The organism is Pseudomonas siliginis (assembly GCF_024072275.1).
In the GTDB taxonomy this organism is placed as follows: domain Bacteria; phylum Pseudomonadota; class Gammaproteobacteria; order Pseudomonadales; family Pseudomonadaceae; genus Aquipseudomonas; species Aquipseudomonas siliginis.
In genome coordinates this window covers 3,249,234-3,263,308 of record NZ_CP099598.1, presented here as the reverse complement: position 1 = coordinate 3,263,308, position 14,075 = coordinate 3,249,234, and the positions used below count along the sequence as shown (strand labels likewise).

At 59.0% G+C, this 14,075-nt stretch carries 17 protein-coding genes; 8 read left to right on the top strand and 9 right to left on the bottom strand.

What is annotated here, in order from left to right; genetic code table 11:
• Positions 1-8: 8 nt before the first annotated feature.
• Positions 9-1,073 carry an NAD(P)H-dependent flavin oxidoreductase gene (locus NF676_RS14990; protein WP_056789622.1) on the bottom strand — a complete coding sequence of 355 codons (1,065 nt, stop codon included), beginning with the start codon at positions 1,071-1,073 and terminating at the stop codon, positions 9-11.
• A gap of 206 nt (positions 1,074-1,279) precedes the next feature.
• Between NF676_RS14990 and acuI the strand changes: the two genes are divergently transcribed.
• Positions 1,280-2,263, top strand: a complete 984-nt coding sequence (gene acuI / locus NF676_RS14985) for an acrylyl-CoA reductase (NADPH) (RefSeq protein ID WP_252878298.1) — start codon at positions 1,280-1,282, stop codon at positions 2,261-2,263.
• Here the strand turns inward: acuI and ada are convergent.
• The 4 genes from ada to NF676_RS14965 all read right to left on the bottom strand — a co-directional run bounded on the left by ada (position 2,253) and on the right by NF676_RS14965 (position 4,575).
• The gene (gene ada / locus NF676_RS14980) at positions 2,253-3,314 is read right to left on the bottom strand and encodes a bifunctional DNA-binding transcriptional regulator/O6-methylguanine-DNA methyltransferase Ada (protein ID WP_252886304.1); all 1,062 of its coding nucleotides are present in this window, start codon (positions 3,312-3,314) and stop codon (positions 2,253-2,255) included. The genes acuI and ada overlap by 11 nt on opposite strands.
• A gap of 80 nt (positions 3,315-3,394) precedes the next feature.
• Entirely contained in the window at positions 3,395-4,066 is a 672-nt protein-coding gene (alkB, locus tag NF676_RS14975; protein WP_252886303.1) for a DNA oxidative demethylase AlkB, read from the bottom strand.
• A gap of 7 nt (positions 4,067-4,073) precedes the next feature.
• Complete coding sequence (locus NF676_RS14970; RefSeq protein ID WP_016774926.1) at positions 4,074-4,244, bottom strand: hypothetical protein; 171 nt, start codon at positions 4,242-4,244, stop codon at positions 4,074-4,076.
• A 28-nt stretch (positions 4,245-4,272) separates the two neighbouring features.
• Complete coding sequence (locus tag NF676_RS14965; protein WP_007912251.1) at positions 4,273-4,575, bottom strand: DUF1883 domain-containing protein; 303 nt, start codon at positions 4,573-4,575, stop codon at positions 4,273-4,275.
• 211 nt (positions 4,576-4,786) lie between these two features.
• Here NF676_RS14965 and NF676_RS14960 point away from each other — a divergent pair, with 211 nt between their 5' ends.
• Together NF676_RS14960 and NF676_RS14955 are read left to right on the top strand one after the other, a co-directional pair.
• The gene (locus NF676_RS14960; RefSeq protein WP_016774925.1) at positions 4,787-5,143 is read left to right on the top strand and encodes a hypothetical protein; all 357 of its coding nucleotides are present in this window, start codon (positions 4,787-4,789) and stop codon (positions 5,141-5,143) included.
• A 72-nt stretch (positions 5,144-5,215) separates the two neighbouring features.
• On the top strand, positions 5,216-5,446 hold the full coding sequence (locus tag NF676_RS14955) for a hypothetical protein (protein WP_016774924.1): 231 nt from the start codon (positions 5,216-5,218) through the stop codon (positions 5,444-5,446).
• A gap of 3 nt (positions 5,447-5,449) precedes the next feature.
• Here the strand turns inward: NF676_RS14955 and NF676_RS14950 are convergent, their stop codons facing one another.
• Together NF676_RS14950 and NF676_RS14945 are read right to left on the bottom strand one after the other, a co-directional pair.
• Complete coding sequence (locus NF676_RS14950; protein WP_016774923.1) at positions 5,450-5,737, bottom strand: hypothetical protein; 288 nt, start codon at positions 5,735-5,737, stop codon at positions 5,450-5,452.
• Positions 5,738-5,877: 140 nt separating this feature from the next.
• Positions 5,878-6,063, bottom strand: a complete 186-nt coding sequence (locus NF676_RS14945; protein WP_016774922.1) for a hypothetical protein — start codon at positions 6,061-6,063, stop codon at positions 5,878-5,880.
• A 258-nt stretch (positions 6,064-6,321) separates the two neighbouring features.
• Here NF676_RS14945 and galU point away from each other — a divergent pair, with 258 nt between their 5' ends.
• Together galU and gorA are read left to right on the top strand one after the other, a co-directional pair.
• The gene (gene galU, locus NF676_RS14940) at positions 6,322-7,161 is read left to right on the top strand and encodes a UTP--glucose-1-phosphate uridylyltransferase GalU (protein WP_024013124.1); all 840 of its coding nucleotides are present in this window, start codon (positions 6,322-6,324) and stop codon (positions 7,159-7,161) included.
• A 129-nt stretch (positions 7,162-7,290) separates the two neighbouring features.
• Complete coding sequence (gene gorA, locus NF676_RS14935) at positions 7,291-8,649, top strand: glutathione-disulfide reductase (protein WP_150740947.1); 1,359 nt, start codon at positions 7,291-7,293, stop codon at positions 8,647-8,649.
• Here the strand turns inward: gorA and NF676_RS14930 are convergent.
• The gene (locus NF676_RS14930; protein ID WP_252886302.1) at positions 8,646-9,662 is read right to left on the bottom strand and encodes a DNA-binding protein; all 1,017 of its coding nucleotides are present in this window, start codon (positions 9,660-9,662) and stop codon (positions 8,646-8,648) included. The two genes, gorA and NF676_RS14930, sit on opposite strands and share 4 nt — an antisense overlap.
• Before the next feature lie 177 nt (positions 9,663-9,839).
• Between NF676_RS14930 and NF676_RS14925 the strand changes: the two genes are divergently transcribed.
• From NF676_RS14925 to ahpF, 3 genes are all read left to right on the top strand, one after another.
• Entirely contained in the window at positions 9,840-10,778 is a 939-nt protein-coding gene (locus NF676_RS14925; protein ID WP_056789641.1) for a site-specific integrase, read from the top strand.
• A gap of 137 nt (positions 10,779-10,915) precedes the next feature.
• On the top strand, positions 10,916-11,479 hold the full coding sequence (gene ahpC / locus NF676_RS14920; RefSeq protein ID WP_016774916.1) for an alkyl hydroperoxide reductase subunit C: 564 nt from the start codon (positions 10,916-10,918) through the stop codon (positions 11,477-11,479).
• Positions 11,480-11,603: 124 nt separating this feature from the next.
• Positions 11,604-13,166 (top strand): alkyl hydroperoxide reductase subunit F, encoded by a 1,563-nt coding sequence (gene ahpF, locus NF676_RS14915; protein ID WP_252886301.1) that lies wholly within the window; start codon positions 11,604-11,606, stop codon positions 13,164-13,166.
• A gap of 251 nt (positions 13,167-13,417) precedes the next feature.
• On the opposite strand, the gene gloA is transcribed toward ahpF, so the two are convergent.
• Entirely contained in the window at positions 13,418-13,939 is a 522-nt protein-coding gene (gene gloA / locus NF676_RS14910) for a lactoylglutathione lyase (RefSeq protein WP_039762746.1), read from the bottom strand.
• Positions 13,940-14,075: the final 136 nt, after the last annotated feature.

Sequence of the window (14,075 nt, the reverse complement as noted above, 5' to 3'; positions counted from 1 at the left end):
GCGTAGATTCAATGACGGTTGAGTTTCGCCAATGCGCCCTCGGCGAGTTGCCGGGTCAGTTCAGCGCTGCCGATATCCTTGCCCAACGTCAGCGCCTGACCGGCCCACAGATTGGCAAAATCGGCGTCATCCTTGGCTCGCAGCGGCATCAGCGCGCCGCCGGCCAACGGGAAGGCTGGCGCTTGCGCTGACATCGGGCCGAGTTCGCGCATCGCCCGATTGACAATACCCCGCGCCGGACGTCCGGTGAAAATGTTGGTGATGGCGGTCTCGCTTTCCTTGGCGGTGCGCAGGGCCTTGTGGTGCGAGGCGCTGACCTTCGCCTCCGGGGTAAACAGAAACGCCGTGCCGACTTGCACCGCCGAGGCGCCGAGCATCAACGCGGCTGCTACGCCTCGGGCATCGCTAATCGCACCAGCCGCAATCACCGGCACCTTCACCGCGTCGACCACCTGCGGCACCAGTGCAAAGGTGCCGACCTGGCTGCTCAGATCATCGCTGAGAAACATCCCGCGATGCCCGCCCGCCTCATAACCCATGGCGATGATCGCATCGCAGCCGTGTTGCTCCAGCCAGATCGCTTCTTCGACCGTAGTCGCAGACGAAAGGATTTTCGCCCCGGTTGCCTTGACCCGATCAAGCAGATTTTTCTCCGGCAACCCGAAATGAAAACTCACCACTTCGGGGCGGAATTCTTCGAGCACGGCACACGCAGTCTCGTCGAAAGGAGCACGGTTGGACACCGGCGTCGGCGCCTCGAAATCGGCACCGAGTTCGCGGTAGTAAGGTTCGAGCAGATTTTTCCAGTCCCGGGCTCGCTGCTCATCAGGCGCCGGTGGCTGATGGCAGAAGAAATTGACGTTGAACGGCTTGGTGGTGTGCTGGCGAATCGTCTTCAGTTCTTCGCGCAGTTGCTCGATGCTCAGCATCGCTGCGGGCATTGAACCGAGGCCGCCGGCATTGCACACGGCAATCACCATCGAAGAATTGGTCGCACCGGCCATCGGGCCTTGGATGATCGGCAGTTCGATACCGAGAAGATCAAGGATACGGGTGTCTGGCCACTGGCTCATAAAGCAATTCTCCGAACGATGAAACGGGCAGGGACGGCAAGCGGTTTTAGCAGCAAAACCGGCTGCGGGGCCAGTCTGAAATTCTGAACATTACGTGCAGTTTTTCAGCGTCGGTGCGGGTGGCTTAGCGAAAGTCGAGTGTGGCAATGTGTTGCGATGTGTTATTTCAGGGCACGCTTTCTTCCCATTATTTTCGAGGGGCCGTCATGTTCAATGCCATTCTGATCGACAAAGACGACAGCGGTTATCGCGCCAATCTGCAGCAAATCGATGAGCAGCAACTGCCCGAAGGCAACGTCAGCGTGAACGTCGCGTACAGCACCCTGAATTTCAAAGATGGCCTGGCGATCACCGGCAGCAGCCCGGTGGTGCGCAAGTTTCCCATGGTACCGGGGATCGACCTGGCGGGGACTGTCGAGTCCAGTTCGCATGCCGATTTCAAGGCGGGCGATCGGGTGCTGCTCAACGGTTGGGGCGTCGGTGAAAGCCACTGGGGCGGACTGGCGCAAAAGGCTCGGCTCAACGGTGACTGGCTGATTCCACTGCCCGAAGCTTTCACCCCGGCGCAAGCCATGGCCATCGGCACCGCAGGTTACACGGCAATGCTGTGCATTCTGGCGCTGGAGCGCCATGGCCTGACACCGGATCACGGCGAAGTGCTGGTCACCGGCGCCAATGGCGGGGTCGGCAGCTTTGCCATCGCCTTGCTCAGCAAGTTGGGATACCGCGTGGTGGCATCCACCGGCCGTGTATCCGAGCATGAATACCTGCAGCAATTGGGTGCTGCCGAAATCATCGATCGAGCCACCTTGTCCGAACCGGGCAAGCCGTTGGCGAAAGAGCGCTGGGCGGCGGTGGTCGATTCGGTCGGTAGTCATACGCTGGCGAATGCTTGCGCCAGCACACGCTCGGAAGGCGTGGTCGCGGCATGCGGGTTGGCGCAAGGCATGGATTTCCCGGCCTCGGTAGCACCGTTCATTCTGCGCGGCGTAACGCTGGCCGGGATCAACAGCGTGACCCAGCCCAAGGCGCGCCGTATCGAGGCCTGGGGCCGACTGGCCAAGGATCTGGATTTCTCGTTATTGCAATTGATCAGTCACGAAATCAGCTTGAGCGAAGCCCTTGAGGCCGCGCCCAGATTACTCGCCGGGCAACTGCGGGGCAGGGTGGTGGTCGACGTCAATCGTTGAGTTCGCGCTCAAGCAGTTGGCGTTTGCGCTCGACGCCCCAGCGGTAGCCGGAAAGATTGCCGTCACTGCGCACCACGCGGTGGCAGGGAATCGCCACCGCCAAACGGTTGGCCCCGCAAGCCTGGGCCACCGCACGCATCGAAGTCGGCGCGCCGATGCGTTGCGCGATCTCGGCGTAACTGGCCGTGCTGCCTGGCGGGATCTCGCGCAGCGCCTGCCAGACGCGCTCCTGAAACGCTGTGCCGCGTATATCCAGCGGCAATTTCAGGCCCGTCGCGGGCGCTTCGACAAAGCCGACGACGCTGGCGATCAACTGTTCAAATTCGCGGTCGGCGCCGATCAGGTTGGCCTTGCGAAACTGATCCTGCAGGTTGCAGACCAGCTGATGCGGATCGTCGCCGAGCAGAATCGCGCAGATCCCACGTTCGCTTTGCGCCACCAGAATCGCCCCCAGCGAGCATTGGCCAACGGCAAAGCGAATGTCGTTGTTCTGCCCGGCAGCGCGATAGTCGGTGGGCTTCATGCCCAGCAGTTGATCGGCTGATTCGTAAAAGCGGCTGTTGGAATTGAAGCCAGCGTCATACAGCGCGTCGGTCACCGAGCCGCCGTCCGCCAGGCGCGCACGCAGTTTGCGTGAGCGATGCGCCGTGGCGTAAGCCTTGGGCGTCAGGCCGGTCGCGGCTTTGAATAGCCGGTGGAAATGAAAAGGGCTGAGGCCAGCGGTGGCCGCGAGGCTGTTGAGCGCCGGCAGCGTCTCACAGGTCTCGATCTGCCGACAGGCTGCAGCCACGATCGCTGCATGCTGCGCATCACTCTGATCCTTGCTGGCGCGTTTGCTTGGCCGATACCCGGCAGCTTCGGCCAGTTCGGCGCTGTCGAAAAACTCGACGTTCTGCGGTTTCGGCAGGCGCGCCAGACTGCTCGGTCTGCAGTAGATGCCAGTGGTTTTGACCGCATAGACAAATTGCCCGTCGGCACGCGGATCGCGCGCCACCACAGCGGCCCAGCGGGGATCGTGTTCAATGCTGATTGTCTTCGAAAGCTTGTCCATGAGAGGGGATCCGTTGACCTGTTTGAGTCAGGTTAACCAGCATCGTAACCCGCAACACTCCGCGCCTTGCGGTCAAACTTTTATTGATCGCCAGCAACGCGGAAGGTGATGTTGATGCGCCGTTCGCCCAAGAGCGGGTGATGGCCGGGTTTGATTGGCAGCACGCCGTGATAGCGCAGGCGGTCCACGCCGCCCCAGACCACCATGTCGCCATGCAGCAGCGGGATGCGCTGGGTTTTATCGCTGCGTTCGAAGCCGCCAAACAGAAATATCGCCGGCAAACCCAGCGACAGCGAAACGATGGGCGCGGCATAACCTTTTTCGTCTTTGTCCTGATGCAGCGACATCTTGGCGCCGGGGACGTATTGGTTGATCAGGCAGGAGTCGGCTTGAAAACCCGTAAACCCGGCGCGTTCCGCCGCCTCGTGCGCCAGATCGGCAAACACCGCCGGCATCGACGGCCACGGCAAGCCGCTGAGTGGATCGACGCTGGAATAACGGTAACCGCTGCGATCGGTGATCCAACCCAGCTGTCCGCAACTGCTGGTGCCGACCGACATGCTGAAACCGCCGGGCGTGACCATGTGGCGTAGCGGGGCGGCGGCAAGAATGGCGTCGAGCTCGGTCAGCAGTTGCTCGACCTGTGGCAAGGCGAATCCGCGCAGCACCCACGATTGTTCGCCGATCTGCTCGGCGCGGGGCTGCTGTACGGGTTCGTTGTCGGCGAACAGGTCAAACGTGGTCGGTTGCATGACTCGGTTACAGCGCTTTGCTGACCTTGATGTCACTGAGTTCTTCGTCAGCGTGCATTTTCTTCAGCGCCGCTTTCGCTTCCTCGTCAGTGCCGGTTTCCAGTTCAGCGAATTCGAAACGCTGTTCACCGTCCAGTTTGTACTTGATCACGTATTTGGTTTTTTGCGCCACGGTCATGTTTCCCTTGCAGAATAGGCTGCGCGTCTCAGCTCAGTTTAGTGCTGGAGCGACGGATGATCTTGATCGAGTGGGTCAGCGTCGGCTTGCGCGTCACGCTGATTGCGCGGCGGTTGACGGTGTCGATGGTGATGTTCCAGAAGCCGGTGCTCGGTGCGGTGATGCGTGCCGGGAACGTGTCGAACGCGCCGCCGTGGTAGGTGTGACGGCCGCCGTTTTTGAAGCTGCGGAAGTTGGCGTCGTTCATCAAACGGATGTTGCACATCTGCGAGCATTGAATGACGACGATGTCGTCTTCGTTGAGGTGCTCGCGCTGGTGAATGAATTTCATGGGCGCCTCCAGAAGGGCTTTTTCTACTAAATCAAAACGATAGCTTGTCGATGGGCGCAGTTTATCAGCCCGCACGGGTTATTATCTGGCCGTCGGGCGTTGCTTTGACAAATTTTGAACAGAACTTCGCCATGGCGGGCGGGTTAAATGCACAAGGCCCCGGAGAAAAGCGGCATTTGTGCTGTCGGACGGTCTTTAACGGAGGATTTCTATGAAGTGGGGTGTGGTGTGTGTGCCGTTGATTCTGGCGATGGCCGGTTGTGCAAATGTTTCCGAAATCAATGAAACGCTGCCAACCATGAGCGTGATCTCCGGCAAAAAGCCCCAGGAGTATGCGCAGTGTCTGACCGACAAGCTCGCTGACAGTCGTGGTGCGTTGCAAGTCCAGCCGCAGAAGGACGGTGTACGAGTCATCGTTCCCGGCAAACTTTCGTCAGGCCCGGCAGCCGTGTTTGATATCGAAGATCGCGCCGGCGGCAGCAGCATCAAGCTGCATGAGCGGATGTCCAACGTGCCGGTTCGCCCTCGCGATGTACAGAAAGCTGCGAACGCCTGTATTTCCGGCTGATAGACTAGCGAACATCAGCACCCGATGCCGTCACAGTCCTGCTGTGGCGGCATTGTCATATATGGAGTCGCAATGAAGCGAGAGCACGTGCGGGAGCGCCACGCAGAGGGCCTTATCTCTGCCACTCATGTCATCCAGAATCCGGCGAATCCGGGTGAATGGATCGTGTTTTTCAAGAAGAGTGCAGGGCGCAGCTACTTTTTGGTGGATGACAATGACGAGGTCGAGTCCTTCAATCGGCTCGACGACCTGATCGAGGTCGTCCGTGGCCTCGGGATCAAATTCGCCGAAATCCACATGTAAGGCTTACTTGCAGACGACCACGACGTTGCGCGTCTTGTAGTTGCCAACGTCAACGCCCAGGGTTTTGTCATCTTCCTTGGGCGCCGGTGTGCCATCAGTGCCGACGATGCGATAGCCGGTGCCGGCGCAGGAGGCATCGGCCTTTTCGTAGCACATGGCCCATGAGTTGGCTTCGCCGGAACAGTCGATGCTCAGACCCTGTTCGCCATTGTTCAGATAGGTGGGCTGCGAAGTGGCACAGCCGCTCAGTACCAATACCGCGAAAAGCGGCTGCAGTTTGTTCAGGTTCATGGTTGCGAGGTCTTCAAGTGGGGGACTGGTTGCTCTGACAGCGCCGCGATGAAAAGGTTATAGCGATTGGCCACTTGTTTGCCAACAAAGCACAAAAAAGCCCTGCATGCTGGCAGGGCTTGGCGCAAGTGCTAAAAGGATCAGTCCTGATCTTTGCCTCGGCGCTTGGAAGAAGCAGGCGTATCAGTGAACACCGAGGCCACATCTGTCGCCATCTGCTCGCTGTCGAAAGGCCCGGCGATATGTTCGCCATTGGTAGTGGTCAGCGTCCACTTGCCGTCTTTCTTGTCGATCACATACCCGTTGATGATTTTTACCGCAGCCATCTAGTCTGTCTCATTCGCTGGTTCAAAGGCGCCATGATAGCGGCAAATGCTCGCAATGGGGGCTGATAAGCGTATGGTGATCCTGTTTGCCCGGATCTTGAGCTACGCTGACTCCGCCGCTGAAATACCCGGATGGAACTATCCGCGCGAATATTTCTCTATGTTGGCATCGGTTAGCCAGCGCGGGGCATTGTAAGGCGCACGCCGCCTGATTAGACTGCCTCGAAACTCGTACACACAGCCTTTTCAAGGACTTATATGATCAAGAAATGCTTGTTTCCAGCAGCCGGTTACGGCACTCGCTTCCTCCCAGCGACCAAAGCCATGCCTAAAGAAATGCTGCCGGTGGTAAACAAGCCACTGATCCAGTACGGCGTTGAAGAAGCACTGGACGCGGGCCTGACGGAAATCTCCATCGTCACCGGCCGTGGCAAGCGTGCTCTGGAAGACCACTTCGACATCAGTTACGAGCTGGAAAACCAGATCAAGGGCACCGACAAGGAAAAGTACCTGGTCGGTATCCGCAAGCTGTTGGACGAGTGCTCGTTCTCCTACACCCGTCAGACCGAAATGAAGGGTCTGGGCCACGCGATCCTGACTGGCCGCCCGCTGATCGGTGACGAACCGTTCGCCGTGGTTCTGGCGGACGACCTGTGCGTGAACATCGATGGCGACGGCGTACTGACCCAGATGGTCAAGCTGTACAAGCAGTTCCGCTGCTCGATCGTCGCGATCCAGGAAGTCGATCCGCAGGAAACCAACAAGTACGGTGTCATCGCTGGCGAAATGATCCGCGACGACATCTACCGCGTGCACAGCATGGTCGAGAAGCCAAAGCCGGAAGACGCGCCGTCGAACCTGGCGATCATCGGTCGTTACATCCTGACCCCGGACATCTTCGATCTGATCGAGCAGACCGAACCAGGCAAGGGCGGCGAAATCCAGATCACCGACGCCCTGATGAAGCAGGCCCAGAACGGCTGCGTCATGGCCTACAAGTTCAAGGGCAAGCGTTTCGACTGCGGTGGTGCTGAGGGCTACATCGACGCGACCAACTTCTGCTTCGAAAATTTCTACAAGACTGGCAAGGCTTACTAATAGTCTTCGCCTCGTCTGCAAAAGAAAGCCACCTTCGGGTGGCTTTTTCATTTTCCGCCCTTATATGGATGGCAGTGCTTGCCCAATGAATGGCTGCGGGTATGCTGATGGCCTGCCGAGGAGATAGAAATGGCCTACGATTTTGACCTTTATGTGATTGGTGCCGGTTCCGGCGGTGTGCGGGCTGCGCGGTTTGCCGCCGGCTTCGGGGCGAAAGTGGCGGTGGCCGAAAGCCGTTACCTGGGCGGCACGTGCGTCAACGTCGGCTGCGTGCCGAAAAAGCTGTTGGTCTACGGCGCACACTTTGCCGAGGACTTCGAGCAGGCGTCCGGTTTCGGCTGGAACCTGGGCGAAGCCAACTTCGACTGGGCCACGCTGATCGCCAACAAGGACCGTGAGATCAATCGCCTCAACGGCATTTATCGCAATCTGCTGGTCAACAGCGGCGTGACCCTGCACGAGGCGCACGCGAAAATCGTCGGGCCGCACGAGGTCGAGGTTAATGGCGAGCGCTTCACCGCAAAGCACATTCTGATCGCCACCGGCGGCTGGCCGCAGATCCCTGAAATTCCGGGGCATGAGCATGCGATCGGTTCGAATGAAGCGTTCTTCCTCAAAGAGCTGCCCAAGCGTGTGCTGGTGGTCGGCGGCGGTTATATTGCCGTCGAGTTCGCCGGAATTTTCCATGGCCTCGGCGCCAACACCACGCTGCTGTATCGCGGCGATCTGTTCCTGCGCGGCTTCGACGGTGCGGTGCGCAAGCATCTGCAAGAGGAGTTGACCAAGCGTGGCCTCGATCTGCAATTCAATGCCGACATTGCGCGCATCGACAAGCAGGCCGACGGTAGCTTGAAGGCGACGCTCAAGGATGGTCGCGTACTCGAAGCCGACTGCGTGTTCTACGCCACCGGCCGCCGTCCGATGCTGGACAATCTGGGCCTGGAAAACACCGATGTGCAGCTCGACGACAAGGGCTTTATCAAAGTCGACGACGAGTATCAAACCACCGAGCCGTCGATTCTGGCGCTGGGCGACGTCATTGGTCGCGTGCAACTGACCCCGGTCGCTCTGGCCGAAGGTATGGCCGTGGCGCGGCGTCTGTTCAAGCCGGAGCAATACCGTCCGGTGGACTACAAGATGATTCCGACCGCCGTGTTCAGCCTGCCGAACATCGGCACGGTCGGTTTGAGCGAAGAAGAAGCGCGCGAATGCGGCCACGAGGTGGTGATCTTCGAGAGCCGCTTCCGGCCGATGAAGCTGACCTTGACTGACTGCCAGGAGAAAACCCTGATGAAGCTGGTGGTCGACGCCAAAACCGACAAGGTGCTTGGCTGCCACATGGTCGGCCCGGACGCTGGCGAGATCGTGCAAGGTCTGGCGATCGCCTTGAAGGCCGGCGCGACCAAGCGCGACTTCGACGACACCATCGGGGTGCACCCGACGGCCGCCGAAGAGTTCGTCACCATGCGTACGCCGGTCAGCGCTTAAGCGTCTGTCGCTTCGGCCGAGTCTGGCGCTGCCGCAACGGTAGCCGCCAGACGCTGGCTGTCTTCAAGGCTTGCCTGAACCTTGAGCAATTCCTTTTCCAATGACTGATTGAGCTGCGTTTGTTCGTCGACGCTCTGCTTGAGCGCCTGGCTTTCCAGTGCCGCCACGCGCAGACGTTCCTGGAGGAGGGTGCGCTCGCTGTCCATGCGCGTGGCCTGCTCGAGCAACTGATCCTGACGCTGATTGCTGTGCTTGAGCTGATCCTGCACCAGGTTCAGCTCGCGCTGAGTGCCACGGTTTTCGGTGAGCAAGCGTTCGTTGTCACGGTGCAACTGTGTGATCTCATCCTGACGCACCAACGCGCTCTGCTGGGCTTGACGCAATTCTGCCTGTATCTGCTGAAGTTGCCCTTCATGGCGGGCCTGCTCCTGCTCGCGCTGTTCCTTGGTTGCGTTACGGTAATGCTCAAGCGCATCGCGGGCGTGCAGGTGCTTCTCTTCCAGTGAGCGAATCTGTTCGTCCTTGTCCTGCAAGCGCAATTCAAAGTCGGCCAATGCCTGGTTGAGGCCGGCGTTGCGCGTCTGTTCGGTTTGCAGCATCGAGCGGGTGTTGCCCAGCGCTTCGGATTCGCGTTGCAGCGCGGCGCCTTGAATGTCGTGCTCATGCTCGAGTTTTTCCAGCGCCTGGCGCGTCTGCTTCAGCTCGGCTTCCAGTGCTTGGCGTTGTTCCTCGAACTGTTCGCGGGCTTGCTCGATGGGTTCCTGTGCTTGTTCTTTCAGGCGCTGGGCGAGTCGAGAGACGAGGGCGGTGAGCTCATCATCGATCGGTTCTGCCGACGCCTCATTCGGCTGGGCGCCGTCGTCCAGTTCTTTCAGATAGCGATGGATCGTGGTTTTCGAGCCGGTGTTGCCCATTTCAATGCGTACTGCATCGATGCTTGGGTGTTCGCCGCGAGCCAGGATCGCTGTGCGTGCGATTTGCACCAGTGCTTTGGTAATGCCGCCACGGGCCATGTGAACTCCTACGTTTACGTACTGTGGTACATGCCACTGAAGTACACAGTGTACCATGCTGAAAATATAGGTAAATCGTTAAGGTAAAACAGGCGGGATATACTGGTATTACCCAATGTCAGGGGGCAAAATGCGCATCTGCATGCCTGAACCCGTACGCCAGCGAGAAAACTGCCCATGAGCGACATTGATCGATATCTGCAAGCCGCCACCCGGGACAACACTCGCCGCAGCTATCGCATGGCCATCGAGCACTTCGAGGTGACGTGGGGCGGATTTCTGCCGGCTACTGCCGATAGCGTGGCGCGCTATCTGGTGGCGCACGCTGGCGTGCTGTCGATCAACACGCTGAAGCTGCGTCTGTCGGCGCTGGCGCAGTGGCACAACAGTCAGGGGTTTGCCGATCCCACCAAGGCGCCAGTGGTGCGCAAGGTGTTCAAGGGCATTCGTGCTTTGCACCCGGCGCAGGAAAAACAGGCTGAGCCGCTGCAATTGCAGGATCTGCAGCGCGTGATCGATTGGCTTGAGCAGGAGGTGCAGACGGCCCGGGAAGAACAGGACCGCCCGACTTTGCTCAAGGCGTATCGGGATCGCGCGCTGATTCTGTTGGGCTTCTGGCGCGGCTTTCGCAGCGACGAGTTGTGCCGCTTGCAGATCGAGCATGTGCAGGCGAGTGCTGGCAAAGGAATCACTTTGTATTTGCCGCGCAGCAAGGGCGACCGGGAAAACCTCGGGCAGACTTATCAGGCCCCGGCGCTGCTGAAGCTGTGCCCGGTGCAGGCCTATATCGATTGGATTACAGAGGCTGCGCTGGTGCGCGGCGCGGTGTTCCGCAGCATTGATCGATGGGGCAATCTGAGCGAGGAGGGCCTGCACGCCAACAGCATCATTCCGCTTCTGCGCCAGGCGTTGCAGCGCGCCGGGATTGCCGCCGCCAACTACACCAGCCATTCACTGCGGCGTGGCTTTGCCACATGGGCGCATCAAAGCGGCTGGGACCTGAAATCGTTGATGAGTTATGTTGGCTGGAAGGACATGAAATCCGCCATGCGCTATGTTGAGGTCAGCCCATTCCAGGGAATGGCTCGGATTATGGATAAGCCGGATCAGCCGTAGAGATCGTTTTCTTCTATTAATACAGTCAGCTAATAGCGAAAACAAATCAGCAGTATCAGGTTTGCCAATGAGCCTTCCGTCGAGTGAGTGGGTAGGATTCACCCATCAACTTCATAACCCCTGACGGAGAGTCATCGATGCCTATCATCAACAGCCAAGTAAAACCGTTCAAAGCTACCGCGTTCAAAAACGGCGACTTCGTTCAAGTCTCGGATGCTGACTTGAAAGGCAAGTGGTCCGTAGTGTTCTTCTACCCAGCCGACTTCACCTTCGTGTGCCCAACCGAGCTGGAAGACCTGGCTGACAACTACGCTGAGTTCAAGAAGCTGGGCGTGGAAATCTACAGCGTTTCGACCGACACCCACTTTGCTCACGCTGCCTGGCACAACACTTCGCCAGCCATCGGCAAAATCGAATACACCATGATCGGCGACCCTACCCACGTCATCTCCCGCAACTTCGACGTGCTGATCGAAGAAGCTGGTCTGGCTGACCGTGGCACCTTCGTGATCAACCCTGAAGGCCAGATCAAAATCGTTGAACTGAACGATGGCGGCGTTGGCCGTGACGCTTCCGAGCTGCTGCGCAAGATCAAGGCTGCTCAGTACGTCGCTGCACACCCAGGCGAAGTTTGCCCGGCCAAGTGGAAAGAAGGCGAGGCCACTCTGGCTCCGTCGCTGGACCTGGTCGGCAAGATCTAAGTCTGTGACATGCAACGCAGGGCGGCACGCCGCACCTTCTTAAGTTAGCTGCACCGCCCAATAAAAATGCCCGGGCGAGATTCGCTCGGGCTTTTTTTCGCCTCAAATAAAGGAAATCGCCCGTATGTTGGACGCCAATCTTAAAGCCCAGTTGAAATCGTACCTGGAACGGGTCACCCAACCGATCGAGATCGTTGCATCCCTCGACGACGGTGCGAAATCCCGTGAAATGCTGGACCTGCTGAAAGACGTTGCCAGTCTTTCGAGCCTAATTACCCTGATCGACAGCGGTGACGATGCCCGCAAGCCATCGTTCTCGATCAATCGCCCTGGAGCCGACATCAGTCTGCGTTTCGCCGGCATTCCAATGGGCCACGAATTCACCTCGCTGGTGTTGGCTCTGCTGCAAGTCGGTGGCCACCCGTCGAAGGCCAGCGTTGAAGTGATCGAGCAGATCCGCTCGCTCAAAGGCGAGTTCAGCTTCGAGACTTACTTCTCGCTGTCTTGCCAGAATTGCCCGGACGTCGTTCAGGCGCTGAACCTGATGGCCGTGCTCAACCCGAACATCCGCCACGTCGCCATTGACGGCGCGCTGTTCCAGGACGAAGTCAACGATCGCAAGATCATGGCTGTGCCGAGCATCTACCTCAATGGCGAAAACTTCGGCCAGGGCCGCATGGGCCTGGAGGAAATCCTTGCCAAACTCGACACCGGCGCGATTGAGCGTCAGGCCGAGAAGATCAGCGCCAAAGAAGCCTTTGACGTGCTGGTCGTCGGCGGTGGCCCGGCGGGTGCTTCGGCCGCTATCTACGCCGCACGTAAAGGCATCCGCACCGGTGTCGCGGCTGAGCGCTTCGGCGGTCAGGTGCTGGATACCATGGCCATCGAGAACTTCATTTCCGTGCAGGAAACCGAAGGGCCGAAACTGGCCACGGCGCTGGAAGAACACGTCAAGCAGTACGACGTCGACATCATGAATCTGCAACGCGCTGACAAGCTGATCCCGGGCAAGAATGGCGAGCTGCATGAAGTCCACTTCGCCAGCGGTGCAACCCTGAAAGCCAGGAGCGTGATTCTCGCGACCGGCGCACGCTGGCGCGAAATGAACGTTCCGGGCGAGCAGGAATACCGCAACAAAGGCGTGGCGTACTGCCCGCACTGCGACGGCCCGCTGTTCAAGGGCAAGCGCGTAGCGGTGATCGGCGGCGGTAACTCCGGCGTTGAAGCGGCGATCGATCTGGCGGGTATCGTGGCGCACGTAACGCTGCTGGAATTCGACGTGCAACTGCGTGCCGACGCCGTGCTGCAACGCAAGCTGCACAGCCTGTCGAACGTTACCGTGATCACCAGTGCGCAAACCACTGAAGTCACCGGCAATGGCGAGAAGGTCAACGGCCTGCGCTACAAGGACCGCACTACCGATGAACTGCGCACGGTTGAGCTGGAAGGCATTTTCGTGCAAATCGGTCTGCTGCCGAACACCGATTGGCTGAAGGGCACCATCGAGCTGTCGCCGCGTGGCGAGATCATTGTCGATAATCGTGGCGAGACTTCCATTGCGGGGATCTTTGCAGCGGGTGACGTGACGACTGTGCCGTACAAGCAGATCGTGATTGCAGTGGGCGAGGGCGCCAAGGCTTCGCTGAGTGCGTTCGATCACTTGATCCGGACTTCGGCCCCGGCGTAACTGCCAGGTCGAAAACGAAAAAGCCCATGAGCGATCATGGGTTTTTTATTGCGCGTGGAAAGCCACCCCTCACCCCAGCCCTCTCCCGAGGGAGAGGGCTGGGGTGAGGTGTCTGAAGTCATCCATCGACCTGAGAGAGCCGGTCGATTATGGATTCACCGCCAATCGTTCAAGTCGGCGTAATTCTCCAACATCCCGCAATCAGTCCCCTCTCCTTCTGGGAGAGGGCTAGGGTGAGGGGCTTTCAGCTTTTACAGCGGCGCAGGCTGAATGATCTCGACCCAGTAGCCATCCGGGTCCTTGATGAACGCCAGGCTCTTCATCCGGCCGTCGGTCAGGCGCTTCTGGAAATCGCAACCCAGCTCTTCAAAGCGTGCACACGCTGCGACGATGTCCGGCACCGAAATGCAGATGTGACCAAAGCCACGCGGATCGGTGTTGCCATTGTGATAGGCGAAGTCGGCATCGTTTTCGGTACCGTGGTTGTGGGTCAATTCGAGAATGCCTGGAATCGATTTCATCCATTCGGTACGCGCAGCAGCATCGGCCGGGATCTGCGCTTTATCGACCAGCGCAAGGAAGTACAGGCTGAATTCGGCTTCCGGAAAATCACGCTTCTCGACCAGCGAGAAACCCAGGACGCGGGTGTAGAAATCCAGCGACTTGGTGATGTCCTTCACGCGCAGCATGGTGTGGTTGAACACGAAGTTGCGGGTTGCGCTGTCTGGCGTGGCTGTCACACCGGGGAAAGTGTTCAGTTCGTTGAGGCTCATGGGCCCTCCAATAACAATGGGCGAGTGAATGGGCGCAATGATACGCATGCCGGCCGGCATCGCCAAATGCAAGGCGGGCTTGCCCTGCGCGAGGGCGGGGCTCAGACTTTGCTCTCTACCTTCGAGTGCGTCCGGC

Bases quoted from the DNA above. Each gene is read 5' to 3' on its own strand.
- NF676_RS14930 (WP_252886302.1), bottom strand. From the start codon at position 9,662: ATGGCCCGTGGCGGCATTACCAAAGCACTGGTGCAAATCGCACGCACA.
- ahpC (WP_016774916.1), top strand. From the start codon at position 10,916: ATGCCTATCATCAACAGCCAAGTAAAACCGTTCAAAGCTACCGCGTTC.
- ada (WP_252886304.1), bottom strand. From the start codon at position 3,314: ATGGACAAGCTTTCGAAGACAATCAGCATTGAACACGATCCCCGCTGG.
- NF676_RS14945 (WP_016774922.1), bottom strand. From the start codon at position 6,063: ATGGCTGCGGTAAAAATCATCAACGGGTATGTGATCGACAAGAAAGAC.
- gloA (WP_039762746.1), bottom strand. From the start codon at position 13,939: ATGAGCCTCAACGAACTGAACACTTTCCCCGGTGTGACAGCCACGCCA.
- NF676_RS14955 (WP_016774924.1), top strand. From the start codon at position 5,216: ATGAAGCGAGAGCACGTGCGGGAGCGCCACGCAGAGGGCCTTATCTCT.
- NF676_RS14950 (WP_016774923.1), bottom strand. From the start codon at position 5,737: ATGAACCTGAACAAACTGCAGCCGCTTTTCGCGGTATTGGTACTGAGC.
- acuI (WP_252878298.1), top strand. From the start codon at position 1,280: ATGTTCAATGCCATTCTGATCGACAAAGACGACAGCGGTTATCGCGCC.
- galU (WP_024013124.1), top strand. From the start codon at position 6,322: ATGATCAAGAAATGCTTGTTTCCAGCAGCCGGTTACGGCACTCGCTTC.
- gorA (WP_150740947.1), top strand. From the start codon at position 7,291: ATGGCCTACGATTTTGACCTTTATGTGATTGGTGCCGGTTCCGGCGGT.
- alkB (WP_252886303.1), bottom strand. From the start codon at position 4,066: ATGCAACCGACCACGTTTGACCTGTTCGCCGACAACGAACCCGTACAG.
- ahpF (WP_252886301.1), top strand. From the start codon at position 11,604: ATGTTGGACGCCAATCTTAAAGCCCAGTTGAAATCGTACCTGGAACGG.
- NF676_RS14925 (WP_056789641.1), top strand. From the start codon at position 9,840: ATGAGCGACATTGATCGATATCTGCAAGCCGCCACCCGGGACAACACT.
- NF676_RS14965 (WP_007912251.1), bottom strand. From the start codon at position 4,575: ATGAAATTCATTCACCAGCGCGAGCACCTCAACGAAGACGACATCGTC.
- NF676_RS14960 (WP_016774925.1), top strand. From the start codon at position 4,787: ATGAAGTGGGGTGTGGTGTGTGTGCCGTTGATTCTGGCGATGGCCGGT.
- NF676_RS14970 (WP_016774926.1), bottom strand. From the start codon at position 4,244: ATGACCGTGGCGCAAAAAACCAAATACGTGATCAAGTACAAACTGGAC.
- NF676_RS14990 (WP_056789622.1), bottom strand. From the start codon at position 1,073: ATGAGCCAGTGGCCAGACACCCGTATCCTTGATCTTCTCGGTATCGAA.